Origin of the sequence: Microcoleus sp. N9_A2, from assembly GCF_036701775.1 — a bacterium.
Classification (GTDB): domain Bacteria; phylum Cyanobacteriota; class Cyanobacteriia; order Cyanobacteriales; family Microcoleaceae; genus Microcoleus.
Genome location: NZ_JAUBRH010000008.1, coordinates 135,395 through 161,838 on the forward strand (window position 1 = coordinate 135,395; position 26,444 = coordinate 161,838).

The window sequence follows — 26,444 nt, forward strand, 5'->3', positions numbered from 1 at the left end:
AATGATTAACTTAGCTGGCTACGAGATTACCAACCAAATTCATGAAAGTAATAATTCTTTAGTTTGCCGGGGACTGAGAAAGCAAGACAGCCAAGCGGTAATTCTCAAATTTCTCAAGCAAGATTATCCGATGCCAGCTTCGTTAGTCAGATACAAGCAGGAATACGAAATTACACGCAATCTTCACCTAGAAAGTGTGCCTAAAACCTACAACTTAGAAAGATATCAGAACAGTTTGGCTATTATTTTCGAGGATAGTGGTGGAGAATCATTAAAGCTCTTGTTGGCTTCTCACCAACTTACATTAGAAGAGTTTTTCTTAACAGCTATTAAAATAACCAGAGCTTTAGGTGAAATTCATCAACATAAAATTATTCATAAAGATATCAATCCCAGCAATATTATTATTAACTCAACCACAGGGCTAGTTCAAATTATAGATTTTGGTATCTCTACTGTTTTAAGGCGCGAAAATCCAACCCTTAAAAGTCCTAATGTTTTAGAAGGCACTCTGAGCTATATATCGCCGGAACAAACAGGCAGAATGAACCGATCGATCGACTATCGCACTGATTTTTACTCATTAGGAGTCACTTTTTACGAAATGCTAACGGGGCAATTGCCATGGGATTACAGCGATGCAATGGAATTAATCCACAGTCACATTGCCAAACAAGCAGTACCGCCCCATCAAATCAATCTAGCAATTCCTAAAGCTGTTTCTAATATTGTAATGAAGCTATTAGCGAAAACCGCTGAAGCCAGATATCAAAGCCCTTGGGGAATTATCGCTGACTTAGAAGAATGCCTAGAACAATTAAAAACTATGGGAGGAATTGCAGATTTTGCGATCGCCCAAAAAGATATTACAGATAAGTTTCAAATCCCTCAAAAACTCTACGGCAGAGAAACAGAAGTTGAAACCTTATTAGCAGCCTTTGAGCGAGTCAGCAGAGGCAGCACCGAAATGATGCTAGTATCCGGTTACTCCGGCATTGGAAAATCCGCCTTAGTACAAGAAGTTTATAAACCAATTACTAAAGCCAGAGGTTATTTCATTGCCGGAAAATTCGACCAATTTCAACGAAATATTCCTTACGCGGCAGTTGTCAAAGCCTTTCAATCATTAGTCAAGCAACTCTTAACTGAAAGCGAAACCCAACTCAATACCTGGAAAGAAAAAATATTAGCTGCGGTTGGCGCTAATAGTCAAATCATTGTAGATGTCATTCCTGAAGTAGAATTAATCATTAGCAAACAGCCGGTCGTACAAGAATTAGGCGCTACAGAATCACAAAACCGCTTTAATTTAGTATTTCAAAAATTTATCCGCGTGTTTTGTTCATTTGACTATCCCTTAGTCATCTTTCTCGACGATTTACAATGGGCTGATTCTGCTACATTGAAATTGCTACAAGTAATGATGGCAGATGAGCAAACGAAATATCTATTTCTAATTGGTGCTTATCGAGACAACGAAGTTAACCCATCTCATCCTTTAATGATGACCTTGGATGAACTGCAAAATCAAGGTGCAAGAATCGAGCGAATTACTTTAGCTCCCTTACACCTTCACCAGATAAGTAACTTAATTGCTGATACCGTCCGTAAAGACACAAAATCCGCACTCCCCCTAGCAGAGTTAGTTATCAGTAAAACTCAAGGTAATCCTTTTTTTGTCAATCAGTTTCTTAAAACTCTCTATCAAGAAAACCTGCTGAAATTCAATTTTCCAAAAAGAAACTGGGATTGGAATATCTCAGAAATTGAATCAGTAGGTATTACTGATAACGTCATTGAATTGATGCTTGGCAAAATGAAAAAACTGCCCGTATCAACTCAGCAAGTTTTGCGTTTGGCTGCTTGCGTGGGTAATAGTTTTGACTTAAACACTCTCTCAATTATTAATGAGAAATCTTGGGGAGCCACGTTTCAAGAACTATTGCCAGCCATCCAAGAGGGATTGATTCTCACTACTTCTGAGTTAGGCGCTACCGAATCAGAAATAATTAATTCAGACTTAGTAATTACTAATTATAAATTTTTGCACGACCGCGTTCAGCAGTCAGGTTACGCTTTGATTGACTCAAAACTGCAAACAGCAATTCACCTACAAATTGGTCGTCTGTTACTGGCAAATATTTCTCCTGAGCAACGAGCCGAAAGAATTTTTGAAATTGCCGATCATTTAAATTCGGGTCGGAATTTAATCATTGATGATCACGAGAAAACTGAACTAGCTATTTTAAATTTAACAGCCGCTCGCAAAGCCAAAGATGCAACGGCTTATGCTGCTGCCAGAGACTACTTAAAAATCGGTCGAGAAATTTTACCGGGCGATATTTGGCAAGAATCCTACGAACTAGCTTTTACCTTTCATAAGGAGCTGGCAGAGGCGGAATATTTAAACGGCAATTTTGAAGAATCAGAAGCTTTAATAGAACTGGCATTTGCTCGGGCAAAATCTGAGCTAGAAAAAGCCGAAATATACAACATTTTGATCGTGCAGTACACTCTGCTGAGTAAATATGAAGCAGCAGTTCAATCTGGACTAAAAGCCCTTCACTTGCTGGGCATAGACTTGGCTGAAGATAATTTAAGCGAGGCGGTTAATGCGGAAATGGCGGCAGCTAAAGCCAACTTGGCAAACCAAGAAATTGCTTCATTAATTAATGCAGAAAAGATGAAAGATCCGGCTCAACAAATGGCCATAAAATTATTGGGTAACATGGGGCCGCTAACGTTCTTTTCATCTCAAGAGCTGTGGAAGTTGACTGTGATCAAAGCGATTAATCTTTCTCTTAAGTACGGTTTTGTAGCGGGAGGGTCTTACTGCTATTCATGTTATGGAATTATCCTAAATTCAATTTTAGGGGATTACCAATCGGCTTATGAGTTTGGCAGACTCGCTCTGACTCTCAGCGAAAATTCAAATAACTTGTCTCAAAACTGCCAAGATAGTGTGATCTTTGCCAATTACTTAAACTGCTGGGTGAGACCGCTCAAAACCACGGCTGAAATTAATAACGAAGGTTATAAAGTTGGCTTGCAATCGGGCAATTTGCAATGGACGGGTTATAACCGGATGTTTCAAACTATTACCTATTTCTTCCAGGGCATGAATTTGAATAATCTCTGGGAAGATATTGGCAAGTCGCTCCATTTTTGCGAGCAAACTAAAAATTTCTGGGCAATTGATATAATTATTGCTAATAAAATAGCAATTTTAAATTTGATGGGCGAAGAGGATGAAGTTAGCGAAAAACAGCATTTAGAAAATTTCCACAGCCGTAAAAGTATGGCAGCGCTGTGCGAGTTTTATGTTTTAAAAGCGCAGACTTTATATCTTTACGAACAGTATAGTGAGGCGCTAGAAGCATCCGATCGCGCGGCAGAACTGCTCGATTATTTGATGGGTCACATTTCTAGTGCTCACCATCATTTTTACCGTTGTCTGATCTTAACGGCTCTGTATTCAGACGTTTCTGAATCGGAGCGAAAAGATTACTGGGAGCAATTAGAAGCTAATCAGAAACAAATCAAAGTTTGGGCGGATAACTGCTCGGAAAGTTTTGCACATAAGTTCTGGCTGGTGGCGGCAGAAATGGCGAGAATTTCAGGTCGAGATTTGGAGGCGATGGATTTGTACGATCGCGCGATAGCTGAGGCCAGAGAGCATGATTTTATTCAGAATGAAGCGCTGGCGGCGGAACTGGCTGCTAAGTTCTGGTTGGGGAAAGACAAAGAAGAATTTGCCCAAATCTACTTGACTAAAGCCCACTATGGCTACCAATACTGGGGTGCTAAACGTAAAGTGGAGAGTTTGGAGGAAAAATATCCACAATTAATCGCGAGAACATCAGGGAAGACAACCACTCAAACAAAAGTTAACCGAACTACGACGGCGACTACTAGCAATAATTTGGGAGATACGTTAGATTTAACTACTGTGATGAAAGCTTCCCAAGCGATTTCGGGTGAAATAGTTTTGAGTAGGTTGCTGGAAAGATTGATGAAAATTGCGATCGAAAATGCGGGGGCCCAAAAAGGTTTTTTGATTTTAGAAAAAGCTGGAAACTGGGCGATTGAGGCGGAAGGTTCGGTGAAGGAGGATGAAGTTAGTGTACTGCGATCGCTTCCTCTCAATCCAACAGCAGCTTCTGGAGGTACTCTTTTGCTGGCAAGTGCGATCGTCAACTACGTCATCCGCACCCAAGAAAATGTGGTTTTAAATAACGCTACCCAAGAAGGACAATTTACCCGCGATCCTTATATTGCAGCCACTCAACCGAAATCTATTCTTTGTACTCCTCTGCTACACCAAGGTAAGCTGACAGGTATTATTTACCTAGAAAATAACCTAACAGAAGGGGCTTTTACTACAGATAGGCTGGAGCTGTTACAATTGTTATCTGCCCAAATTGCCATTTCCATTGAAAATGCCCAACTCTACAATAACTTGCAGGAGTTCAATCAAAACTTAGAGCAATTAGTGAGCGATCGTACTCAACAATTATCGAACACCCTAGAGGCTTTAAAAGCCACCCAAACTCAGCTAGTCGAATCGGAAAAAATGGCATCTCTGGGAGGATTAGTTGCTGGTGTTGCCCATGAAATTAATACTCCCATCGGAGTGGGTGTCACTGTTGCTTCAGCTTTGGCAGAAAATACCACCGAATTTGCATCTATTTATAAAAGTGGCAAAATGAAGCGCTCGGATTTAGAAGAGTTTGTCGATATTGCTACCCAAAGCAGTAAGGCACTTCTAATTAACCTAGATCGGGCGGCAGCATTGATTCAAAGCTTTAAGCAAGTAGCAGTAGATCGCTCTAGCGAAGAACGACGTACTTTCCAGATCAGACCTTATCTTGATGAAATTTTATTACAATTAAAACCAAAGTTGAAAAATAGCCAACATTCGCTTAAAATTAAGGGAGATAGCAAGATTGCCATAGATTCTTATCCAGGAGCCTTATCCCAAGTTGTGACGAACTTGCTGATCAATTCTCTGATTCATGCCTACGAACCAGGAATTTCTGGGGAACTAATCTTTGCTTGGAAGCAAGAAGGTAAGTGGCTAAGGTTTGAATACGCCGATGAAGGTAAAGGTATTCCCCCAGAAAACTTAAGTAAAATTTTTGAGCCCTTCTTTACCACTAAGCGTGGTCAAGGTGGCAGTGGATTAGGGTTACATATTGTTTACAATTTAGTCACCCAAAAACTCAAAGGTGAAATTGAATGTCTAAGTGAGGTGGGAAGAGGAACCAAGTTTATTATTAAATTACCCATGCAAATTGATGCACAAATGTAGAGTTCCAATTCCGATTTCCTGGCAAAGATAACTAAGTAAGTCCACCTCATTAAAAGTAAAATAAGGATGAGTGAAAAGGTTGCTGTGTAACTCTTCTTCCTTCTGCCTTTTTCTTAACAGGTTTTGTAACTTCAAACCTAACAATTAGTAAAAAATAAAGGTGTACAGCAATGAAAAGTGATTTTGACGATTTGTTAACTAAACCATCTCCAGAAACAGTATTCTTTGCCGAATCAATCGACTCCAATGATGAGATATTGTTTGCAGATGAAACCACAGAAGAAAAACTGACTGAAAGTTGGAAAATTTTAGTTGTAGATGATGAGGATCAAGTTCACACCGCTACCGAAATTTCACTAAGGAAGTTTGTCTTTGAAAACAAATCTTTAACCTTCATTAATGCTTACTCGGCTCGTGAAGCTACACAGCTAATCCAAGAAAATCCTGATGTTGCCATTATCTTACTTGATGTAATTATGGAAACAGATGATGCTGGCTTAAACTTTGTTAAATATGTCCGCGAAGTCTTAGGCAACCAGTTAGTGCGAATTATTTTACGCACGGGTCAACCCGGACAAGTACCCGAAAAAAGCATTATTATCAATTACGATATTAATGACTATAAAACTAAAACTGAATTAACGACATCAAAGCTATACACTACGATGCTAACAGCTTTGAGAAGTTTTTCTCTAAGTCATAAATTGCAGTCGGAAATAGAGCGGCGCGAACAAGTAGAGAAAGCACTCCGTATCAGTCAAGAAAAAGAGTACCAAAAATCTATTGCCTTAGAACATTTTGTCAAAGAACTGCAAGAAACACAACTCCAGCTAATTCAAAGTGAAAAAATGTCTAGTCTCGGTCAATTAGTTGCAGGTGTCGCTCATGAAATCAACAATCCGGTTAACTTTATTTACGGCAATCTCTCCCACGCCAACGACTATATTAAAGAACTCATTAATATGTTGAATCTTTACCAAAGATATTACCCGCAACCCGAAGCAGAAATTGTCCATGAAATAGAAGATGCAGAGTTGCCATTTATCATAGATGATTTACCAAAATTGCTTTCTTCCATGCAGTTAGGGATCGAACGCATTCGGAATATTGTTCACTCTCTACGCAATTTTTCGCGGTTGGATCAAACTGAAATTAAATCAGTAGATATCCACGAAGGCATTAATAGCACTTTGATGATCTTACAGCACCGACTAAAGGCTAAGTCTGATCGGCCTGCTATTAATGTGATAAAAGACTATGGTGCATTGCCGCTTGTGAACTGTTATGCCGGTCAGCTCAATCAGGTGTTTATGAACCTTTTAGCGAATGCTATAGATGCTTTAGAAGAGCGGGTAAGTAGAGAAGATGGTGCAGTTTTTCACCCCCAGATTTTGATTCGGACTGAAGTTGTACCCGGCAATTCGCATGACAACATTGGCTCGGCTTCCCACATCCTGGTAACAATTGCTGATAATGGTGTGGGCATGACAGAGAAAGTTCGTGCTAAACTTTTCACTCCCTTTTTTACTACTAAGCCCCTAGGAAAAGGTACAGGCATGGGATTGTCTATCAGCAGAAAAATTCTGATAGAAAAACACTGCGGTCAATTGGAGTGTATTTCTACGCCAGAGCAGGGAACGCAGTTTATTATTGATCTGCCGACTATCTGTAAAGCCACTAATATCGCCGTAGCTAATGCCTAGAAAACTTATCTGGCTGAATTGATCATATACCGGTTTTCAGTTGCATGAGAATCGGGTAATTGCTAATTCCTCATTCATCGGAATTCTGACATAATTTTTTCCCGCATCAAGTCCCCACCCAGAAAAGGGGGGACTTGATGCGGCTTTAGACACATTTTTCTAACTTAATTGTGTTGGTTTTCAATATATTTTTTAACAATCTCTTCCGAGGCGTTACCCACTGTGCCGTAAAAATACAGCCTATTTGATGTATATTTAGTAGACTGCATTCCGTAGAGAAGCAGAAAAAATGAAACTTTATGCGATCGAGTTTCGTAAAAAAATAGTTAAAGCCTATGAACCGGTGCTACATCAGTTAGGATGTTGCTGAATTGTTGAGGGCGTAAATACAAGATTAACACATCCTGATAGTTCGTTTGACAGGAAAAACTTTTTGTTATTCTACATCAGGCAACAAGTTGCTCAGACATTCGCTTCGATGATTAATTCACTATCTAAAATTTGCTAATCTTCCGATTCCCTATCAAAATCAAAGAAATTATTTTGGTTTTATACGATCGCCCGCGTTGCTTAGTGATACCCTAATTAAGCAACGGCTTTTTTTGTAGTAATACCATCGAGGCGATCAACGCTTTTCGCTTTGCTGGAAATGCCGCCAAACTTCATGATGACAGACGTACCAAAAATACAGGGCTAAATTCACTAGACCTAATAATTTAGTGCCATCTTCTAAAATCGCGTGTAGTCCTTGATTTGGAGTGTTTACAATATCCTCCAACCGCGAGATAGCAAACAAGATGAATGCTGCAACTAATGGCAGGTAAGGAGTAGTTTTGATGTATCGCCAAAACTTAACTCCGTAAAGGAAAACTGCACTACCATAACACAAATAAATTAATTTCTTAGATATTCCCAACCGAGACATAATCAAAGTCATCCGAAACCTGTCATCCAGGTAAAAAACTCCCAGGAGTAAAGCACTAAAAAATAAGAATATCGTCGCTCTACTACCCGGATCTTTTTGGCGCAACACTCCGAAAGTAAATGCACAAATTGCGACTGGGAGACACCCGATAACTTCGGAAAGTCCGGTTAGAATTCCTTCATAAGGGAGCCAGAAATTAAAAGGATCGCTAAATAGGCGTTCAACTCCGCGTCCCTTGTTGTTAAATTTGGCATATACGCTCAGCCCGCCCAAAATCACAATAGTCAGAATGTTAAAAAAAGCTAAAAGGGGTACACCCAAAAAGTGTTTCTTGAAAACTTTTAAAGAATTTGATAACTTGGGAATTTTATCGAATAAAGGCAGATGCTTCATAAAAAATGTCTCCTAGCAGTAGAGTTCGTTACTTATTCACGGGTAGCCAAACCACAAAGGTAGTGCCGCGATCGGTTGGATATAATAAATTAGTTTCTGCAGATGGCAGCCATTCACGATTGACTGGGGAAAATACTTCTATTTCTCCTTGCATTTGGCGGACTAAATCGCGGGCGATCGCCAAACCCAATCCTGTGCCGGGAATTTCTGTCTGCGCTTTTTCTCCCCGGTAGTGTCGCTCAAATAAATGCTCTAAATCCTGGGGAGGAATGCCGGAACCTGTGTCGCTGACGGCAACTGCTATGGCAGGCAATTGGCTGTATCCTGCCCGATCGCCATCCGCTGCTTTGTACCTCACTTTAATATAAATTTGGCGGCCGGCAGGGGTATATTTCAAAGCATTGTCAATTAAATTGCTCAAAACTTCGCGCAAAGCTCGATCGTTCGCCCCGACTGGTGGCAAATCCGTCTCCAGGTCGGCTAGCAATTTCAGATGCCTTTCAGATGCGATCGCCTCGGCGGAAATTAACAGCGGTTTTAATACTTCTATCACAAAACAGGATTCCTTCAAATTGGCCGCAGGTGACAGCGACAGAGGAGAATGCCGGATTGATTCCACATTGGAGATTGCTTTTTCTGAAGTGCCCGATCGCAGTTTTAGATGTGCTTCGCCGGTGTCAACGGTTCGATCAAACTGGACCAGCAACTCTTGCAGCCGATCGCTCTCTCGGACAATACTAAAAGCCACATTGCGGTTTTTGTCTTCCGGTACCAGCCGCCGCGCTAACAACTTGCCAAAAGTTCGCAACGCTGTCAGCGGACTTTTGAACTGGTGCAGCAAATTGTGCATCGTGTCGTAAACCTGAGCCTGGGTTTGCCGACTCGCGCCCAATTCCTGGTGCATCCACTGCGATCGCTGGTCTAAAATGCAGGCTAGGGCTAAGGTGCGAGCAATTTGTTGTATTTGAGCCTCCTCTCGCTCGTTCCAAGGCCTGTCTTGCCGACCGCTGACTAGGAGTCCCATTACAGCTCCCTCGTGTATCAGAGGCGTCACAATTTGCCTGCGCTGCTGCCACACATTCTCCGGGCCTTGGCACTGATGGGAACTGCGCTCATTACCCCCAAGCGCCTCGGGTGCGATCGATCCTACGGTTGATTCTTCCACAGGAAGAACCGGCGGCGCTAGCAGTCGCGGCACTGGTTTTACTGTCGAGCTTTCGGGAGATTGCAACCTCAACCCCTGATTTTCTTCCGATTCGGCTGAGGTTTCTGGGTAAACCGCGATCGGCACCAACTTTGCTTCACTGCCTTCTACCAACTCTTGTGTCAGGTATACCGCGCTGAATTTCGCTCCCAAACTAACGGCGATGGCCACCTGCGAGCGGCAAAGTTTGACAAATTCTGAACTGGCTGGCATTAACATGAGCGCCACATTAAGATATCTAACGGAATTCTAAGTAAATTACAAATGATCGGCCACCGATTACTGATGAGAGACTTCTATATTTCAGGTTTCTTCCCTTTGATAGAAGGCAGCTATCTTGAAGGCATGGGGCTTTCATGAACCAAAATTGCCCCGCATCGCCGTCCGCGTAGCTTCCACCGATCCCCAAGCTTGGCTTTTGGCGGAACTTGCGGCCAGCCATACCACAACCGCTACACTTTTGTCGATCGGCACGAATGTTAAGATTATGTCGATATATTAAAAACAGTTGATTTTTTGAGCTAGAACGGATATACTGACCTCGGATTTGGTAGCTATCATTACAACCTGTCTGCTCATACTGTCTGCTCACAGAGGAGGTAAAGAAATTGGCCAGGAGACGCAAACGCAAGAGTCGCCGCCGACAAGAAGGACGCAGAATTTTAGAGTGTGTGCCTCAATATAGCATCGAGAGCGGCGAAGATAAACCCGTAACAGCGGCTCGCAAGTTCATCCATGCAGAAGGCATTGCTCCCCCAGCTTTGCTGTTAGTCAAGCGTAACGAGCATACCACTGACAGATACTTCTGGGCTGAAAAAGGTTTATTTGGAGCCCAATACGTAGAAGAGAACCATTTCTTGTTTCCCAGCTTAAAGGTGATGTTGGAAGCTACCACAGAAAAAATTCCTGTGGTGTCAGCCAGCCGCGCATAGCTCAAAATGTTTAGCTCAAAACATTGACAGCAATGTTTTTCTAAGTCTTTTAACAAAAGCGCGAGAGTTCTCATTGTCTGGAGAGTGCCAACTGAAATTTCTGCGAAAAGTCCTTAGAAATTAGGGTATAAGGAGCCATCGCAACAGGCTTGATCGCAGCCCAAAGGCGATAGCCACAATTGGCACTTTCACGATAATGGTTTTTTTTGACTGTTTTGTCGATCGAACAAGGGGAGCAAAAAAACAGCCAACGAGAGAGCCACTCTTGAGTCATCCGTTTGTCAGCTCGAAGTCTAACTACGGCATCTAGCATATCAAAAAACGTTCCGCGTCAAACTTTTAATCGATCGGTTTCAAATCTAAAGCTTTTTGCATGGCTGCTAGTTCATCGCGGTGAGCTCTGACAGTAACCAAGCTCTTGGTTTGGCTTCCAGACTCAGCAACTGATTCGAGTTTGAGCGAGACTTGCTCCGAGCGTCCAGCTTTTTTCCAGTAAAATATGCCCGCCAGCGGGGACAGCATTACCAAAGCTAGGAAAATTTGACCTGAAGAAGGAACTAGCATTCCCAAAACCAGTCCCAAGCACAGAGTGCCACCTGCACTTAGCATGGTTAGAAAAATAGCTAAAAACCAACTAGGCCGCACAAAACCTTCAAAAGTGACTTTATAGTTGGGAGCATCGACGGCTACAACTCGGTAAGCCCTAGAAGCAAAATACTCTTGTAGCTGGGTTAACAGTGACTCTTGGGCGCTCTCGGAAGCCAGCTTGATTTGTTCGATTCGAGCTTTGACTGAGGCCTTGATGAAGAAAAACAAGCCTACAGCCAGCAGCAGCGTGATTACAAACGTTGAAGAAAGAACAGTAGTATCCATCGGTAGAAGTTTGTGTAATTGAAATTATCTACTCTTACTTTACAGAACTTTACCGATGAAAGCGATCGAGGACTTACGCAGACACTTTTTTACCAAAATTCGCAGAAAGCTTTGTAGCAAAACCTTTTTCTCCCCATCACCAAATTCCCATATCTCCCCATCATCCCTAATTCTCAAGTGACAATGCGTAAGTCCTGACGTAGTGTAGCTGCTTTAATCGCTGTGCGGCGGGCGATCGAGCAAAGCGAAGGCAAGGAAGGCAAATCGCTTTGCAAGTAGCGCCAGCATCTCCAGGGTTTAGGCATCCGATTCCAACTCGGCTAACCTGTGTGACCAGTTTCTAAGGCGCGGGAACGACGCTCTGACGCACCGTTTCCCTGACCAATGTAATCGTGCCAGAGACGAGCGAGGTCTTGAGCTTGGTGCCGCCACTCAGCGAGGATTTGATACATCCGGCGGGGGCGGCCGCGTCCTTCTACTTTTTTCCAGTAACCGGTGATTACGCCTTCATCTTCGAGGAATTTCAGAGCGCTGTAGAGAACGGTATCAGAAAGGCGGTAGATGGGGAATTCCCTTTCTAGTTGGCCAATCAGTTCTGTACCGTAGGAATCTCCGCGCAATAACACCGAGAGAATGTAGCACACAGCTAATTCCTTGTTTAGATAAACAGGAGGGGGATCTTGAAAAAATTGATAGATATGTTCAAACTTCATCTGTCTTGTCCGCTGGAAACTCTCGTGATACCGTCAGGTTAACGAGAGAGGAAAGCGGGGCGGGGTGTGCCGCTTCCCAATGATTAAGTGGGACACCGGGGAAACAGAGGTGCAGTATTTCCCCAGTGAATATTGATAGCCCCAAACGCTTGTCCTGCACTTCGGTAATGTTTGCCTGGGCCTTGGTTGAGCAGCACTGGCGTAACTAGGGCAATTTTGTTCCTCTTCCAATCTATCGCAGCGACTATTGTCAAGTGTGCGATCGCCTGCAAGAGTTGGCAGTTACTTTGGGAGTTAGTGTTTTAACTGAATTTGCAGTTAATGTTTGCGCTCTAGCTTGGCTTTAAACCGAACTCAGGCCCAACATGGCGCGCAGTGTAAAAGTTAGAAAGACAAAAGTCGCTACAATCGAAGTAATCAGGGCGATCGCAGTTGCCGGTCGATCGAGCAGGGGTTTGAGTCGCTCGAACAGGAAAAAGAAAATTCCCAGACATATCGTAATGAAAAACCGGGGGTAGCGAGAGACGTTATTAATAAAATCTTGCATTTGCTTGGTGGGGTAAAGTGTCACAGCACGATCTTTGACTGGTAACACTTGTGAGCGAGTTAGACAATTTTGGCACAGCCGAAGCTAAATCTGCCGATCGGGCGATCGGGCATTTTTGCCGGCGAGGCTGACATATATAATTCTAACGAAAATTTTTGGTCGATCGAGCGCTGTCTGTTTAATCCCGTGCCACATCCGCTGACAACTTCAGAAGTATTTATTATATTCAGTTCTAGTTGCGATCGACATTATAAGGCTGTTATTTATAGATAAATGTCTGCTTCCGCACCTTTTTCCGTCTTGCCGCGTCCGTTTCAGAAACGGGCCTTACGGTAGAACTAGGTTGAAGGTACTAAAAGCCCGGAGAATCAAACTATGCGAATTTTAGTCTTTGATTTGGAACCAAATCCAAGAAATCCACCCTCGGACAGTAGAATAACGCCTTTTTATAGTTGTATCATTAATATCTGAACGATTTTCTGAGATTATTTTACAGATTGCATCTTCTGGCGGAATTTGTCCCAGTTCAAGCGCTAATTGAAACACTAAATAAAAAACTTGACGTTCTAAAATCTTATTAATCAAATCTAGATATTTTAATTTAGGTCTTTTATGTAAAATTGACCTTCCTTCACTTGTCAACCGAAAAGTTACTTTTTTTGTCAGGTAATCTTTATACTTTTCTATCAGTCCAATATACAATCCAGCATTAGTATAATAGTCAGTTTGCCTGCGGTCAAATTCATAGTTTTCTGTAAAATCATCTTTGGTTAAATCTCTTTCTAATAACAATGATAATAAATCTACTATCCTCTCAAATTTATCAGCTTGTGGCAATGGAACATCTGGCTCTGGAATTACTTTAATATTATTGAATACCCGATCGACATCACTCCGTTGTATTTCTTCGGGAGCGATCGTATAATTCTTTTGTTCTCTCATTTTCAGAGAGTTATAATTTTCATCATTGCTAAATTCATAAATAAAAAAGCTAAAAACGTCGTTAGAGTATGTCATCAATACTGGAATTACTTTTTTAGTTATTTTTTTTGACCACAATCTGTAAGGATAGTAAAGTTGTCTAATCAAAAAATCCTCGATCGAATAGTTCTTAGCTTCTATCAATACAAAATAGTTGTTACTTTCAAATCCGGCATCTATCTCACACTGAGAATTTTTAACCTTGATTGAATAGGGTTTGTTGGTGGTGGAATTGATAATGTTAAAATTAAAGGACTCTGTAGACATTCTTCCAGAAACAGTATAAGCTGTTTTTTCGCCTAATAAATCATCTATAATGCCGATATTAAATGCACAGTGCAATGCGGAACTTTCAGAATATAAATTTGTGTAATCTATACTCTCTATCTCTGAAGGAAAGTCAAAAGGAATCACTTCTATTTCAGGATCGTACTTAACTTCAAAGTGTGTACCAAACTTACCAATCACATATTTTGAGCGAGAGATTGGCAAGATTGATAGATAATTTTCTCGAAAGATATCTGGCAAATTGACAGAGTGATCGAACTTTGCCATCAGCCTGCTTTCTCTTAGCTTGTTGATTTGAGCCGATTCTATTTCAAAACAGCCATTTTTATCTACTTCTTCTAAAATGTTATGCGTTTCAAATAGTGTTTCCCAGGCTCTATCGTTAGCAGTTTTTTTGTTTTTACTCATATTTATTTGTCCTGAACTTGATAATTTAAAATTAATACTTCATCAATCTTACCTCTTTTTAAGGCATTTGAGTTGATACTTCTCGTTGCCCTAACTTTTTTGATTGTATCCCGATAATCATTGTACAAATCAAGAATAAAATCCGTACAAGAATTACTCATCATCACTTTACAACCTTTAGCCGTTAGGTCGTCAAAAACTTTTTTTAGTCGTTCTTGTTCGTGTCTATTAAAGCCATTTACATCATATCCAGTAAAAGAAGCTGTTTCCGAAACAGGATCGTAAGGAGGATCTAAATAAATAAAATCTCCTTTTTTGGCATCTTTAACAGCTTCTTGAAAATCCAAATTTAACAGTGTAATGGTGTTGCTACTTAAGTATTTGTTTACTGCTCTTAAAACAGCCTCATCTAAAAAATTGGGATTTTTATATCTGCCAAACGGAACATTAAACTGACCTTGGGAATTAACCCTAAATAAACCATTGTAGCAAGTTTTATTTAGATAAATGATTCGTGCTGCTTTTTCAACTGCCGACAAATCGGCATATTTTTTAGCTGAACGATCTAAGTCTCTCATATCATAATAAGAAGTTTCGCTATTGCTATATTTATCCTTGCTTAATTCCTCCATTAGCTCATCTAATGAGTCTCTAATTACTTTATAGCAGTTAATCAGTTCTCTGTTGCTATCATTGATAACAGCTTTTTGGGGTTGTAACTCAAACAAGAGTGCACCTCCACCTATGAAAGGTTCATAGTATGTATGTTTGCTTGTCAGCTTGGGAACATACTTAACAATTTCTGGCAATAACTGCCTTTTACCTCCTGCCCACTTTAAGAAAGGTCTTACTAAGGGATTAATTTTCCCTCTTACTAACGTATCGCTTTTCACTCAGATGCCTCTAACGCTGAACAATTCATTGTACTTGAATTTTTGTTCAAGTCAAGAGGAAAGGGTGATATTGATTCAAGGTGTAAGTCGCAGTTAAATAGATCGACCAAAACACCTTGACATAAATCCATTCATCTGATAAGTCTGGGAAAACAATCTAAATTAAGCCGATCGCACTTCGATCACTCCCCTGTCAAAAACCCGTTTGTCAGTACCAATAGAACTGACAAACATCCGGTCTTCATAGACATCAAACGTCGCAAAACTCAGCCGACTAGCAGAAAACTCCGTCCACTCAGAACGCCCCACCGCACGCGTGCCGCCGCCGGCACCGCAAATTAAATAAGTCGTACCGTTAATCGAGCGAGTGCGTTCGTAACTGTGCTCGTGTCCGTTGATATAAAGCTGCACGCCGTACTTTTGAAACAAAGGCGTCAAAGTCTTAATAAAAGGTTGATTCACTCCGTACAGGCCAGAGGAATAAATCTGGTGGTGACCGAACACAACTTTCCAAGGTGCGGTGCTCTGACTCAACTCTTTTTCCAGCCAAACAAGCTGATTTTTCCAATCCGCATTGTGATTCGTATCTAAAGCAAAAAACTGTACGGGATCGCGGCGAAAAGTATAGTAGCGACCTTGCATATTAAAACCCGCATATTTAACTTGCGGATCGCCGTTAGCAGTGCGGATATCGTGATTTCCCAGACAAGCATAAAATTTTACACCTTGCTGTAATAAGGGCTGATAAGGCCGCTCGAAAACAGCATTAATTTTTTCAATTTCGCCGTTATTGTAGATATTGTCGCCGGCGAGAACAGCAACATTAAAAGGGTTTTCCCGGTGATATTGCGCCATCGCCTCAGCCACAGCATACTGACCTTCAGCGCCGGTACCGGTGTCGGCTACCGAAATAAAGCGTAAAATAGGCGGTGAGGCCGGCCAAGGGACAATCGCCCTTTGGGCCTCAACGTTAGAAGGCACAGCAGCATTGGTGTCTCTACCGGAGGAAGTCCGAAGCTGAATCATTTTCGAGACTCCGGCAAAACCTAAGCTGCTGAGACTGCCTAAAAGTAGAAAGTGACGGCGTTTAATGCTCATTTGGATTCCGTTACAACTAAGTTAAATGATAAATTAAGGTTGAGATGGCTCAACTAAAATTTATCTCGTTTAGATATATTTGCAACGCCCCAAGGCAGAGAAAATGTCAGAAGAACAACTAAACCAGTCAACTCCAGAACCCTCTCAATCTCCGACACCGCAGGTTGATTCGGCCGCAAAGTCTGCCCCCACTGGCAGCAAAACTCAAAATGCCAGCAGCGCGGTTCCCAAAAATCAGAGAATCAAAGCTTTGATTGCCTCGATTGGGAATTTGGGAAAAAAAGGGAAAAACTTAGCAGCCGAACCCCCGTTGCAGGCCCAAAAGCCGATCGCGCCCACCGCTTCTGACTCAGCAACAGTAACTCCTCCCGCTGTTGCTGCGGAAGTTAACAGCGTGCCACCAAAAGTTGCTGTAAAAGTTGATAAAAAGCCTGTATCCCAACGCAGGGAAGGGAGCTTTTTAGAGAACGTCGGTGTACTTTGGCAAAGTATTGTGCGGCTAGTGCGATCGCTACTGCCACCATCTACGAACCAGAAGCTGTCCGATCCAATTTTAAACGCCGCATTAGCAGCAATCCTGATCGTTGTAGTCGGTTTAACTTTCAACAGTTTCTCAGCAAAACCGCCGGAGAAAGTAGCAAAAGTGCCTGTGCCAGCAGCGCAGCAATCGCCGCCAACGTTTGGTGATTTTATGGCATCGGGAACGCCGAAATCGCCAGAGGCGATCGTACCGTCTAAGCCAATCTCTGCTAAATTCAAAAGCAAGTTGCCCGATTTAGTGGCTCCAGAAAAACCGCAACCAGTAGAAATTATCCCACCGCCGCCGCTGACGCCTGAACAGTCTCTGATTGCTGGGATTCAAAATCAAGTTACTGACATTAAGAATCGACTTGGCGGCGGTTTAGTTGAGTCTGTTCAAGCTAATTTTTCCAGCAGCATTTTGACAGTAAAAGTCGCTGAAGATTGGTACAAACTCAGCGGAGTTGAGCAAAATCAACTAGCAACGAAGATGTGGAAGGAGGCTAACTCACTCGATTTTAGCAAGTTAGAAATTGCGAATATGGAAGGCAAGTTAATAGCTAGAAGTCCGGTTGTTGGTTCGGAAATGATTATTTTAGAGAGAGGGATTAATTAGAATTTAAATAGTCTGTATCTGTACACCATGTTACCAGCCTTAAAGCCCAGGACGCAGAACCTAATTATTTAGGGTGTTACCTGCGTACCTTATGGCTTTTGATTTTTTTGAGGAATCTCGAACTTTTCTAAACTCCGACAGAATGCTACCATTAAATTAAATTAATTTACTTTGAGGGAAATTGAAAAATGACAATTTTAACTCAAGCCGAACAACTAGAAATTGAATATCCCAGCAGCGACGGAGAGCCGATGGCTGAAAGCGACATCACGCGCGATTACATGACTTACAGCGTAGAAGCTGTCAAGCTTTACTTTCAAGAACGTTCTGATGTTTACGTGTCAGCTAATTCTTTCATATATTATGAAGAAGGGAACAACCAAGCGGTTGTTGCTCCGGATATTTATGTGGTGTTTGGAGTTGCGAACCGCAAAAGGGATAATTATAAAGTTTGGGAAGAAGGGGGAATTACTCCAGATTTTGTCCTAGAAATTACTTCGGAAACAACTCAGACGAAAGACCAAGAAACAAAACCGGAAATTTATCGGGCTTTGGGAGTTAGGGAATATTTTCAGTATGATCCGTCGGGAGATTATCTGAATCCGATTTTACAGGGAGTTCGTCTAATAAACAATCAGTACGAGTCGATTCCAGCCAACAATATCGCTTTCGATACGCTGTGGTTGTTCAGTGAAGTGCTGGGACTGGAATTGCATATAATTTCAGGAGAATTGAGGTTTAGAGTTCCTCAAACGGGTGAGTTTTTGAAGACTCACAAGGAAGAAAACCTGGGACGACTGGCAGCGGAGTCAACATTGCGATCGCTCGTAATTCAACTCTTAAATTCTGGAATGAGTCTGGAACAGGTGGCGCAAATGATGAATTTATCGACCCTGGAAGTGAGACGATTGGTAGAGGAAAACTTTTGATCGATCGCACTTTTCCCAGATATGTTGGAAAAGTGCGATCGAAGTATGGGACAAAATGAGAACAGTCAACAGCCAACAGCCAACAGTCAACTATTAACTAATGACTATAGAGGCTTATTAGTAGGTTTAAAACCCTGCTTTTGAAAATAGGTTCGGAATACCTCTTGAGCAATTGGTGCCGCCGCTACAGCACCATATCCTCCGCCTTCAACGATAACTGCGATCGCAACTTCCGGTTTGTCAGCGGGAGCAAAACCCACATACATAGAATTGTCAGGATGACCGGGCATTTCCACAGTCCCAGTTTTGCCAGCACTTAAAGGAATAGTACCATCATTCATGCCGCGGCCTGTACCTTTTTTTACCACGTCCATCAATCCTTGTTTAACGACATTTAAAGTGGCAGGCTTAATACCTGTTTGAATTTTTTGAGTTATAGGAGTATTGGTTTGAGAAGCCAACAAATGCGGCTGTAGTCGCCAACCACCGTTGGCAATAGTTGACACCATCACAGCCAATTCTAGGGGAGTACAAAGTACCAAACCTTGACCGATCGCCATTGTTACTGTATCGCCCACGTACCAATCTTCACCATACATTTTATTTTTCTCTGCTGGTATCGGAACTTGACCGTGATTGGCGCCGTCTATCCCCAAAATATCTAAATTAATAGTACCGCCAATGCCCATTTTTTTAGCCCATTTCGCCATTTCTTCCGGCCCGGCTGCCATACCGACTTGATAGAAAAACGTATTGCTGCTGTAGGCTAAAGCATCGCGGAAACCTATAGTGCCGTAACCGGCGCCGTGTTCGTTAAAGGAAATTCCGCCGATGTTAATTGAAGCAGAACTTACCAAAGTCGAGTCAGGAGAAAATTTGCCAGACTCCATCCCGGCTACAGAAGTTACAATCTTAAAAGTGCTGCCGACTGGATAGCCTTGAACGGCTCGATTTAAAAATGGTTTGTCTGGCCCTTGCAGTCGATCCCATTCTTTTTGACTCACCTTCCGGGTGAAAATATTGGGGTCAAATGTCGGCCAACTAGCCATTGTTAAAAGAGCTCCTGTTTTCACGTCGATCGCCACAACTGCACCCAGGCGATCGCCCAAAGCTTTTTCCGCAGTTTTCTGCATATCTAAATCTAAAGTTAGCTGCACCGATTTGCCCGGAATAGGGTCCTTTACACCTAAATCTTGGATTTCCTCGCCCTTAGCATTCACCTCGATTAAACGGTTTCCCCAAACGCCCTCTAAAGTTGAATTGGCTAATTTTTCAACTCCCATCTGACCGACGATCATTCCCATCGGATATGCAGGATTAGCTTTTAATTCATCTAAAGTAGCTTCGCCGACGTATCCCAAAAGGTGAGCTGCTAATTGCTGGTTGGGATTGTCTCGGCTCGATTCTACGCGAATTTCAACTCCTCGCAAAGTATTAGCTTGTTCTCCCAACGCGACGAAAGTACCGACATCGATATCCTTACTAATTCGCACTGGGATGGCTGATCTGTAGCCAACTCCATCGATTTTTTTGATAATTTCGGCTGCGGGAAGTTTGACTATCGGGCCCAGTATACCGGCGATCTCTTGCCACTCCTTGGTCGATCGCTCTTTTGGCCACACATAGACCGATCGAGATACGCGGTTGGCCGCAAAAATTTTGCCGCTGCGGTCTAAAATTTGACCGCGATTCGCTGCGACTGAAACAGGGCGAATGCGGTTATTTTCCGCCCGCTGTCGGTTGTAGGCTCCCTGTACCAGTTGCAGTTCGGCTAGACGAAATATCGGCAGCGTCACTAAGGTAGTGACTAGCAGCATAAAAATCATAACTTGGACCGATCGGCTGCCTTGCCGTGCAGGATTGTTTAAGCCTTTTGTGTCGAATCGGACTTTAGAGTTAAAAGAAAAATCGCCAGCCATATTAATTAATCTGCTCTTTTTATTCAACTAACAGGTAGAGACGGTTCCCATCCGGATTATTTGGCTGAGAATACAGGGATTATAACTTCTAACTCTTTAGTGACAGACCTAAATTCTGTCGGTTGGCAGACGAATCCGCTGGATTGTTTGATTAAGGTCGATCTTAATCAGGCTTTTCTGACAATTCAACTGTTAAGGAGGTACGGCCGCTGTGGAACCGATCGATTTTTTGATTGCTTGGCTGGTGACGGGCAGCAGCTTGTTGCTAATTTCTCAACTGCCGACGGTCTAAAAATTGACAGCACACCGAAAACAGTAATTTCCGCTGCGGTTTTGGGAATGTTGAATGTTTTAATTTTGCCAATTCTGAAAGCAGTTTTTTTCGTTCCGAACCTGCTGACGCTAAGATTGCTTTCCGGCGTGTTTGCTTTTGTAGTAATGAACGTGATTGTTTTTGCCTCGGCTGCGAAGTTAGTTGAAGGATTTAGTTTGCGGATGGGCCTTTGGAGCGCGGTACTGGGGGCGATCGCCTTGGCTGTAGTTAGCAGCTTTATCAAAAGCGCGCTGATTTAGCAACTTCCCCTGATAAAGGGCGATAGAAATCGCCCGATATTTCCACACCTTACCTTGCGCGTTTCGTTTGCCTAAAAGCGATTTCTATCGCCCAATATTTATTGTCCCTTCTATCCGTTACATCCGTTACATCCGTTAAACAATCCGTTGCCGAACTTCCTTCTATCCGTTACATCCGTTACATCCGTTAAACAATCCGTTGCCGAACTTCCTTCTATCCGTTACATCCGTTAAACAATCCGTTGCCGAACTTCCTTCTTACTTCCCCATCAGCGACTTATAGGCTGTCACCTTAAGATCGATCCCAGTAATATCTGTCCCGACAACAACAGCCGCAGCTCCTAAATCCAAGGCTTTTTTGGCCATTTCCGGCCCAGCGATCCCGCCTTCGCAGATAACGGGAACCTTAAGCTTTTCTACCATTTCCGCAAGCAAATCAAATCCGGGCGGCGAGAAATTTTGCGTCTGGGGAGTGTAGCCAAAAAGAGTAGTGCCGACAGTATCAGCACCAGCTTGAACCGCCGCGATCGCAGCTTCTATCGTATCTACATCCGCCATCACTAATTTGCCCAATTCGCTGCGGATTCGCGCGATTAACGTCTTTAAGTCTTCGCCGGGAGGACGGTTTCTCTCAGTAGCGTCAACGGCGATAATATCGGCTCCGGCAGCGGCGATCGCCCGCGCGTCTTCAAACCGAGGAGTAATGTAAATCTCGCATCCCGGCAATTGCTGCTTCCAAATCCCAATTATGGGAGCGGATACCTGTTTTCGCACCGCCGCAATGTGAGCCGGAGTGTCAATCCGCACGCCCGAGGCTCCTCGATTGATGGCAGTTCGAGCCATTGCCGCAATTACGATCGGATCGTGCAGCGGCGAATCAGCAGGTGCTTGACAAGAAACAATTAATCCTGTAGGAATTTGACAATTAATCATGGCGAATGGGGAATTGGGCATGGGGCATGGGGCATGGGGCATGGGGCTTGTTTTGTAATTTATTCCCTGTGCCCTATTCAACTCAAATAAGCGTTAAGTTTTGGTAGTAATTGATCGACAATTGGTTTAAATTTGCTTACTTCTTCGCTTGTGATAAGTTGTCTAGCATAGGCTAATCTTAACCAGTTTACTGTTTCGTACAAAGAGCCTCTCGCAATTTTTACAAAACGCCGATTATCTTGGTCATTATAAGGCAATACGGTTCACTTAAGAAAGATCCCCCCTAACCCCCCTTAAAAAGGGAGGGATAAGAATGCCCTCAAAGTCCCCCTTGCTTTCGGGGGATTTAGGGGGATCTCCGGGGTATAAATAGTGTTAAGTAAACCGTATTGCATTATAAGGACTTCTTCCTTCAGTAATATTAGCACAGACACTATCAGCAGACCGAACGATCTGTTTGCCCATCGTATCTTTTGTGAAATAATCCCCTTTTTTAACAATGTCCCAAATCTGATTCGCCAAACTTTCCGCCAACTTATAAACCTCTAATTCCTCAAAATCAGGTCTTCCCATAATTACCTCAAAAACTCAATTATATTAAATGCCCAATGCCCAATGCCCAATTACCCATTACTCAATGCCCAATGCCCAATGCCCAATGCCCCAGGCCCCATGCCCAATTACCCATTACCAATCCCGGCCATCAAAGAAAGAATTTTGTCAAGCAATTGCTGGGGGTGAATCGGTTTAGCCAAACAATCGTTAGCTCCCGCTGTCACGAAAGATATCTGATCTGCGGGAATTTCCTGAGCGCTTAAAGCTAGAATCTTGATATTTTCAGTAGCGGGTTTTTGGCGCAGTTGTTGGATTATTTCGCAGCCATTCATCCCGGGTAAACGCATATCTACAATCACAGCATTCGGTTGCAAAAGTTCAATTTGTTCCACCGCTGCCGAACCTTCAATCATCCACACCACTTGCAGTCCTGCGGCTGTCAGGATATCGCAAATCAGCATGGCTGTTTCTTCATCTTCTTCGACGAGGACGAGGCTGCCGCGCAAGGAAGAAGAATGCAGCGGTAAAGATGAATTCGATTTTTCATATTTAAATTTTGTGGATTCATCTTTGGTGAGAGTTTGGATGGGTATAAAAACGGTAAAAGTAGAGCCGACATCAACTGTAGAGTTGACTTCGATCGCGCCGCCGTGAAGCTCTACTAACTGTTTAGTTAAAGCCAATCCCAGACCGGTACCGCCGTATTCGCGGCGGTAGGGGGAATCCAACTGCTGGAATTTTTGAAACAAAAGCGATCGCTGATCTTCGGGAATTCCAATGCCGGTATCTTTGATTTGAAAAACAGCGGTGCTACCTGCCGGTGCAGTACCGGGCTGCCGGACTGCCGGCGTTCGATTTTTATCTTCTGTCACCCAAACTCGCAGGATGACTCGCCCCCCTTTGGGAGTAAACTTAATCGCATTTCCTAAAAGATTGAAGAGAATTTGTCTCAAGCGGCGCGGGTCAGCGATGAAGCGATCGCACTCTTGTTTTATCCGCTGTTCTTGCAGCAGTTCCACGCCTTTAGCCGCCGCTTTTTCTTTGAGGGCGTGCAGGCTCTGAGAAGCTAATTTAGAAAGTGAAAATTCACTAATTTTTAAGACTGCTTTTCCCGCTTCTACTTGCGATAAATCTAAAATATCGTTAATTAATTCTAATAAGTGGTCGCCGCTATCTCGGATAGTTTGCAGGTACTGCCGCTGCTTTTGCACTGGCACTTCTTTACTGCCAACTTTGCCGTAAGACCACCGCAGTAGCGTGTCGGAAATGCCGATGACGCAAGTGAGAGGAGTCCGCAATTCGTGGCTCATAGCTGCCAAAAATTCGCTCTTGGCGAGGCTGGCAGACTGGGCGGCGACCAGTGCATCGCGCAGTTCTCGCGTGCGCTCTATTACGCGCTGTTCTGAGGTGCGCTTTTGCTGCTGGACTTCTGCATAAAGTTCGGCTTGGTAAATGGCGATCGCCAAATGTTCTGCTATTTGCCGCAAAAATGTTTTTTTGCTTTCTTCCCACTCCCGAACAGTACACTGGTGGGCAATTAGTAGCCCCCACAATTCGTCTTGAACTACGATCGGCACTAGCAACTTCGCCCGCACCTTCGCCCGCCGCATCAACTCTAAAAAACAAGGCTGCGAAGAGTAAGTTGTTTCCACATCCGCAACGCACAAAGCCAAACCTTTGCGATATTTCTCTCGGTCAATGACTCCATTGGTAAAACACTGCGCGTCTTCACTAAAATTCAGTACAGACGAGATAGCATCGTTGGCTAAAGCTTCGTATGTGACACGACCTAAATACAAGTAAGACCCGGAAAATTCTGGGATTTCGCCCGACCCAGAAACCGCCGCAGGAATTTCTTTACCTAACTCGCCATTGTGCGGCGCTGGCACTTTTTCAAATTGATAAATTAACAGGCGATCTACTTCCAAAAACTCTCGCACTCGCTCGACTGCTTTTGACAAAATTACAGGCAATTCCAAACTTTGGCGGATTTGAGTTGTCACCTGATTCAAAAGCCGTTCTTGTTCGAGCTGCTGCTGCAAAGCATCTTCCACCGGCTGACAAAATGAAATGCAGGAACTGGCAATTTGTAAGTGATTGACGGCTTCGGAAATCTGGCGCTTTAGCGTTTCTGGATCTATCAGTTGGGGCGCCGATTTTCCCTTGATTTCAGTTTGGGTGTGTAGGGTATGGCGACTTTTTGGGCTGGCATTTGCAGCGAGAATATCCAGCAAATTTAGAGTGAATTCGCTTTGAAGCAATGCCGAGTTTGGCTGTAGATTTTTAATTGCTTGTTTGAGGGCGCGAATGTCAATTTGCCGCGAGGGTGCGGGCGTTATTTCTGCGAGTTTGTCTGCGATGGGAGAGAGGAAATTGGCGATCGCCCCGGGGTCGAAAGTCAACTGCACATTCAATTGCGAATGGAGATTTTTTTCGCTGTGTTTGTGTCCGTTTGTTGCGAACTCATCTAATAGATTGCCCCGCAGCAGCGCGCTAAAATGCTCTGATACCACTGCTGCAAACCTTTCCGACGAATTTTCCAGATTTTGAGAATCCGCGATCGCATCGTCGGCCAGCCAAATCGCCCCGGGGAGTTCAGCCATTTGCTGTAACAACTGGTAAGCAGCCTCAAAGGTTGCTAGCGGCAAAGTCCGATTTAAGGTTTTTGGTTTCACTCTAGTAATTCTGGATTCTGGATTTTAGATTTTAGATTGGAGTGAACGAGTTCGTGAACGAGTTCGTGCACGAGTTCTTTGAACAGCATTTTAACTGCTTTAGCCGCCACCCGCGATCGCACTAACCGCACCGGCCGACCGCTGGCTTTTTCAGAATCCATAATCTCGCCGAGCCGATCGCCAATATCGTTAGCCATGCGAGCACGTTTCACCTCGACTCGCGTAAAAATCCATTGCCACAAAGCTTTGCGGCACAAATCGGAACCGCCCACAACCTTAGACTTTTGCAAGTCGCCGCTGCTTTCTTGCGACGGCGCGTAGCCAAGGGCTTTACAAAATCGGCGAAGTGACAAATGCCGCTTGGTCGGTTTGCCCGATCGTCGGCCGGTGCGAATTTTGACATCGGGTTTGCCGTCGGCACCGAGGTAATTTTCAAATGGGTAAATCTGGCTGAGCAACAAAGCTTCAACGCGGCGACCAAATCCAAATCGGGCAAACACTTTGCGGTAAGGCAAAAACTGCGGCTCGCCCACAAGTTTGGAAAGCTCAAATTCAAGCACCATTTCCTCCCGCTGCAAGTCACAGATTCTGGCGGCGTGTTTCCTTAGTTCGTCAGTGATGCCCAAACCGATTGACCGCTCCAACAGTAAATCGTACTTTACAGACTGCCGCTCACCACATAGCCAACCCCAAAGCAGCGGCACTTTCTCGCCAGACCGGAGCGATTTTATCAACGCTGCTTCTGGAAACTGCCAAGCTAAATCTTGACGCGCTCTGTTAATGATGGGACTTTGCACCCGATTGAGATGCGCGAGCCGGAGAACTAGCCGGCGAATTTGTACGATTGTGCGATCGCGCGTTTGGACAAATCGCCGGGGGGTGTCGAGGTAGTCCCAGCCATAAATCGCCAGTGCTAGCGCGTCCGCGTCGTCGTCTTTGTCTGGCAGTCCGAGGTGATGCTCTCGGAACGATCGAAGCTCTTTATGACCCACCAGTCGCACTTCTACTCCCGCCCGTGCCAGTTGAGTGCCCCAAAGGATTTGATAGTTAATTCCTGTCGGCTCCATGATGGCGATCGTGTTTTCCCGATCCAATTCCGATCCAATTAGTGCAAGTAATTCATTTATCCCGTGCGCTGTAGCAGCGAATTTGTGGAAATTGTAGCGGTAGTAAAATTCGCGCGGTTCGTCAATTTTTTCTGATATTAAGCAGCACGAAACTGAGGCCTTGCTAATATCCAAGCCAATAATTTGGGTCATTCCATTTTTAAAGGTGAGTTTTCCAAATCTCGCAGCAGCAGCTTATGAATCACCCAAAGGCCACATGAGCCTACTTCACTCTTAAAGCTTCAAAGTGCGCGAGATAAACAACTAATTAGGCAGCGACCGAGCTTGTGAAACCAAAAAAGCCCTTACAGCTTGTTTCAATCTGAAAGCCCTAAATCGCAGCCCTTTTA

The 26,444-nt window shown here is 43.5% G+C and carries 24 protein-coding genes; 8 read left to right on the forward strand and 16 right to left on the reverse strand.

Annotated elements, in window-relative coordinates; translation table 11 throughout:
* Position 1: 1 nt before the first annotated feature.
* Together QUA44_RS07330 and QUA44_RS07335 are read left to right on the forward strand one after the other, a co-directional pair.
* Entirely contained in the window at positions 2 to 5,311 is a 5,310-nt protein-coding gene (locus QUA44_RS07330; RefSeq protein ID WP_333249497.1) for an ATP-binding sensor histidine kinase, read from the forward strand.
* A 170-nt stretch (positions 5,312 to 5,481) separates the two neighbouring features.
* Positions 5,482 to 7,014 (forward strand): ATP-binding protein, encoded by a 1,533-nt coding sequence (locus QUA44_RS07335; protein WP_333249499.1) that lies wholly within the window; start codon positions 5,482 to 5,484, stop codon positions 7,012 to 7,014.
* Positions 7,015 to 7,639: 625 nt separating this feature from the next.
* Here QUA44_RS07335 and QUA44_RS07345 read toward each other — a convergent pair.
* Together QUA44_RS07345 and QUA44_RS07350 are read right to left on the reverse strand one after the other, a co-directional pair.
* Entirely contained in the window at positions 7,640 to 8,332 is a 693-nt protein-coding gene (locus QUA44_RS07345; protein ID WP_333249500.1) for a hypothetical protein, read from the reverse strand.
* A gap of 28 nt (positions 8,333 to 8,360) precedes the next feature.
* A complete protein-coding gene (locus QUA44_RS07350) occupies positions 8,361 to 9,749 on the reverse strand; it encodes a sensor histidine kinase (RefSeq protein ID WP_333249501.1) in 1,389 nt (462 codons plus the stop codon).
* Between the two features lie 124 nt (positions 9,750 to 9,873).
* Between QUA44_RS07350 and QUA44_RS07355 the strand changes: the two genes are divergently transcribed.
* Positions 9,874 to 10,038, forward strand: a complete 165-nt coding sequence (locus QUA44_RS07355; protein ID WP_333309603.1) for a hypothetical protein — start codon at positions 9,874 to 9,876, stop codon at positions 10,036 to 10,038.
* Positions 10,039 to 10,144: 106 nt separating this feature from the next.
* Positions 10,145 to 10,468, forward strand: a complete 324-nt coding sequence (locus QUA44_RS07360; RefSeq protein WP_006635576.1) for a DUF3155 domain-containing protein — start codon at positions 10,145 to 10,147, stop codon at positions 10,466 to 10,468.
* Between the two features lie 70 nt (positions 10,469 to 10,538).
* Here the strand turns inward: QUA44_RS07360 and QUA44_RS07365 are convergent, their stop codons facing one another.
* The 5 genes from QUA44_RS07365 to QUA44_RS07385 form a co-directional block, all read right to left on the reverse strand.
* Positions 10,539 to 10,781: a hypothetical protein gene (locus QUA44_RS07365; RefSeq protein WP_333249503.1), complete on the reverse strand. Its 243-nt coding sequence runs from the start codon at positions 10,779 to 10,781 to the stop codon at positions 10,539 to 10,541.
* Between the two features lie 26 nt (positions 10,782 to 10,807).
* Entirely contained in the window at positions 10,808 to 11,341 is a 534-nt protein-coding gene (locus tag QUA44_RS07370) for a cofactor assembly of complex C subunit B (RefSeq protein ID WP_333249505.1), read from the reverse strand.
* Between the two features lie 173 nt (positions 11,342 to 11,514).
* Positions 11,515 to 11,646, reverse strand: a complete 132-nt coding sequence (locus QUA44_RS07375; protein ID WP_333078057.1) for a hypothetical protein — start codon at positions 11,644 to 11,646, stop codon at positions 11,515 to 11,517.
* Between the two features lie 15 nt (positions 11,647 to 11,661).
* Positions 11,662 to 12,054, reverse strand: coding sequence for a PadR family transcriptional regulator (locus QUA44_RS07380; protein WP_333249507.1), 393 nt, complete (start codon positions 12,052 to 12,054; stop codon positions 11,662 to 11,664).
* A 343-nt stretch (positions 12,055 to 12,397) separates the two neighbouring features.
* On the reverse strand, positions 12,398 to 12,601 hold the full coding sequence (locus tag QUA44_RS07385) for a DUF751 family protein (protein WP_332949490.1): 204 nt from the start codon (positions 12,599 to 12,601) through the stop codon (positions 12,398 to 12,400).
* 69 nt (positions 12,602 to 12,670) lie between these two features.
* On the opposite strand from QUA44_RS07385, the gene QUA44_RS07390 reads away from it, so the two are divergent.
* Positions 12,671 to 12,874: a hypothetical protein gene (locus QUA44_RS07390; RefSeq protein WP_333249509.1), complete on the forward strand. Its 204-nt coding sequence runs from the start codon at positions 12,671 to 12,673 to the stop codon at positions 12,872 to 12,874.
* Positions 12,875 to 12,985: 111 nt separating this feature from the next.
* Here the strand turns inward: QUA44_RS07390 and QUA44_RS07395 are convergent, their stop codons facing one another.
* From QUA44_RS07395 to QUA44_RS07405, 3 genes are all read right to left on the reverse strand, one after another.
* Positions 12,986 to 14,278 carry a type II restriction enzyme gene (locus QUA44_RS07395; RefSeq protein WP_333249511.1) on the reverse strand — a complete coding sequence of 431 codons (1,293 nt, stop codon included), beginning with the start codon at positions 14,276 to 14,278 and terminating at the stop codon, positions 12,986 to 12,988.
* A gap of 2 nt (positions 14,279 to 14,280) precedes the next feature.
* Positions 14,281 to 15,171, reverse strand: a complete 891-nt coding sequence (locus QUA44_RS07400) for a DNA adenine methylase (RefSeq protein WP_333249513.1) — start codon at positions 15,169 to 15,171, stop codon at positions 14,281 to 14,283.
* A gap of 162 nt (positions 15,172 to 15,333) precedes the next feature.
* Positions 15,334 to 16,269, reverse strand: a complete 936-nt coding sequence (locus QUA44_RS07405; RefSeq protein ID WP_333249514.1) for a metallophosphoesterase — start codon at positions 16,267 to 16,269, stop codon at positions 15,334 to 15,336.
* Positions 16,270 to 16,372: 103 nt separating this feature from the next.
* Between QUA44_RS07405 and QUA44_RS07410 the strand changes: the two genes are divergently transcribed.
* The gene (locus tag QUA44_RS07410) at positions 16,373 to 17,404 is read left to right on the forward strand and encodes a hypothetical protein (RefSeq protein ID WP_333249516.1); all 1,032 of its coding nucleotides are present in this window, start codon (positions 16,373 to 16,375) and stop codon (positions 17,402 to 17,404) included.
* A 188-nt stretch (positions 17,405 to 17,592) separates the two neighbouring features.
* A complete protein-coding gene (locus QUA44_RS07415; protein ID WP_333249518.1) occupies positions 17,593 to 18,333 on the forward strand; it encodes a Uma2 family endonuclease in 741 nt (246 codons plus the stop codon).
* 104 nt (positions 18,334 to 18,437) lie between these two features.
* Here the strand turns inward: QUA44_RS07415 and mrdA are convergent, their stop codons facing one another.
* Positions 18,438 to 20,252 carry a penicillin-binding protein 2 gene (mrdA, locus tag QUA44_RS07420; RefSeq protein ID WP_333249520.1) on the reverse strand — a complete coding sequence of 605 codons (1,815 nt, stop codon included), beginning with the start codon at positions 20,250 to 20,252 and terminating at the stop codon, positions 18,438 to 18,440.
* A gap of 99 nt (positions 20,253 to 20,351) precedes the next feature.
* Here mrdA and QUA44_RS07425 point away from each other — a divergent pair, with 99 nt between their 5' ends.
* Complete coding sequence (locus QUA44_RS07425) at positions 20,352 to 20,825, forward strand: phage holin family protein (RefSeq protein WP_333249522.1); 474 nt, start codon at positions 20,352 to 20,354, stop codon at positions 20,823 to 20,825.
* A gap of 258 nt (positions 20,826 to 21,083) precedes the next feature.
* Here the strand turns inward: QUA44_RS07425 and QUA44_RS07430 are convergent, their stop codons facing one another.
* From QUA44_RS07430 to QUA44_RS07450, 5 genes are all read right to left on the reverse strand, one after another.
* Positions 21,084 to 21,758, reverse strand: a complete 675-nt coding sequence (locus QUA44_RS07430; RefSeq protein WP_333249523.1) for an N-acetylmannosamine-6-phosphate 2-epimerase — start codon at positions 21,756 to 21,758, stop codon at positions 21,084 to 21,086.
* A 77-nt stretch (positions 21,759 to 21,835) separates the two neighbouring features.
* Positions 21,836 to 22,015: a four helix bundle protein gene (locus tag QUA44_RS07435; protein WP_333249525.1), complete on the reverse strand. Its 180-nt coding sequence runs from the start codon at positions 22,013 to 22,015 to the stop codon at positions 21,836 to 21,838.
* A gap of 118 nt (positions 22,016 to 22,133) precedes the next feature.
* Complete coding sequence (locus tag QUA44_RS07440; protein WP_333249527.1) at positions 22,134 to 22,331, reverse strand: four helix bundle protein; 198 nt, start codon at positions 22,329 to 22,331, stop codon at positions 22,134 to 22,136.
* A gap of 107 nt (positions 22,332 to 22,438) precedes the next feature.
* Entirely contained in the window at positions 22,439 to 24,988 is a 2,550-nt protein-coding gene (locus tag QUA44_RS07445; RefSeq protein ID WP_333249529.1) for an ATP-binding protein, read from the reverse strand.
* Complete coding sequence (locus QUA44_RS07450; protein WP_333249531.1) at positions 24,985 to 26,247, reverse strand: IS110 family transposase; 1,263 nt, start codon at positions 26,245 to 26,247, stop codon at positions 24,985 to 24,987. Before QUA44_RS07450 ends, QUA44_RS07445 begins: the two co-directional genes overlap by 4 nt.
* Positions 26,248 to 26,444: the final 197 nt, after the last annotated feature.

Bases quoted from the DNA above. Each gene is read 5' to 3' on its own strand.
- QUA44_RS07330 (WP_333249497.1), top strand. From the start codon at position 2: ATGATTAACTTAGCTGGCTACGAGATTACCAACCAAATTCATGAAAGT.
- QUA44_RS07335 (WP_333249499.1), top strand. From the start codon at position 5,482: ATGAAAAGTGATTTTGACGATTTGTTAACTAAACCATCTCCAGAAACA.
- QUA44_RS07345 (WP_333249500.1), bottom strand. From the start codon at position 8,332: ATGAAGCATCTGCCTTTATTCGATAAAATTCCCAAGTTATCAAATTCT.
- QUA44_RS07350 (WP_333249501.1), bottom strand. From the start codon at position 9,749: ATGCCAGCCAGTTCAGAATTTGTCAAACTTTGCCGCTCGCAGGTGGCC.
- QUA44_RS07365 (WP_333249503.1), bottom strand. From the start codon at position 10,781: ATGCTAGATGCCGTAGTTAGACTTCGAGCTGACAAACGGATGACTCAA.
- QUA44_RS07370 (WP_333249505.1), bottom strand. From the start codon at position 11,341: ATGGATACTACTGTTCTTTCTTCAACGTTTGTAATCACGCTGCTGCTG.
- QUA44_RS07375 (WP_333078057.1), bottom strand. From the start codon at position 11,646: ATGCCTAAACCCTGGAGATGCTGGCGCTACTTGCAAAGCGATTTGCCT.
- QUA44_RS07380 (WP_333249507.1), bottom strand. From the start codon at position 12,054: ATGAAGTTTGAACATATCTATCAATTTTTTCAAGATCCCCCTCCTGTT.
- QUA44_RS07385 (WP_332949490.1), bottom strand. From the start codon at position 12,601: ATGCAAGATTTTATTAATAACGTCTCTCGCTACCCCCGGTTTTTCATT.
- QUA44_RS07395 (WP_333249511.1), bottom strand. From the start codon at position 14,278: ATGAGTAAAAACAAAAAAACTGCTAACGATAGAGCCTGGGAAACACTA.
- QUA44_RS07405 (WP_333249514.1), bottom strand. From the start codon at position 16,269: ATGAGCATTAAACGCCGTCACTTTCTACTTTTAGGCAGTCTCAGCAGC.
- QUA44_RS07410 (WP_333249516.1), top strand. From the start codon at position 16,373: ATGTCAGAAGAACAACTAAACCAGTCAACTCCAGAACCCTCTCAATCT.
- QUA44_RS07415 (WP_333249518.1), top strand. From the start codon at position 17,593: ATGACAATTTTAACTCAAGCCGAACAACTAGAAATTGAATATCCCAGC.
- mrdA (WP_333249520.1), bottom strand. From the start codon at position 20,252: ATGGCTGGCGATTTTTCTTTTAACTCTAAAGTCCGATTCGACACAAAA.
- QUA44_RS07430 (WP_333249523.1), bottom strand. From the start codon at position 21,758: ATGATTAATTGTCAAATTCCTACAGGATTAATTGTTTCTTGTCAAGCA.
- QUA44_RS07440 (WP_333249527.1), bottom strand. From the start codon at position 22,331: ATGGGAAGACCTGATTTTGAGGAATTAGAGGTTTATAAGTTGGCGGAA.
- QUA44_RS07450 (WP_333249531.1), bottom strand. From the start codon at position 26,247: ATGACCCAAATTATTGGCTTGGATATTAGCAAGGCCTCAGTTTCGTGC.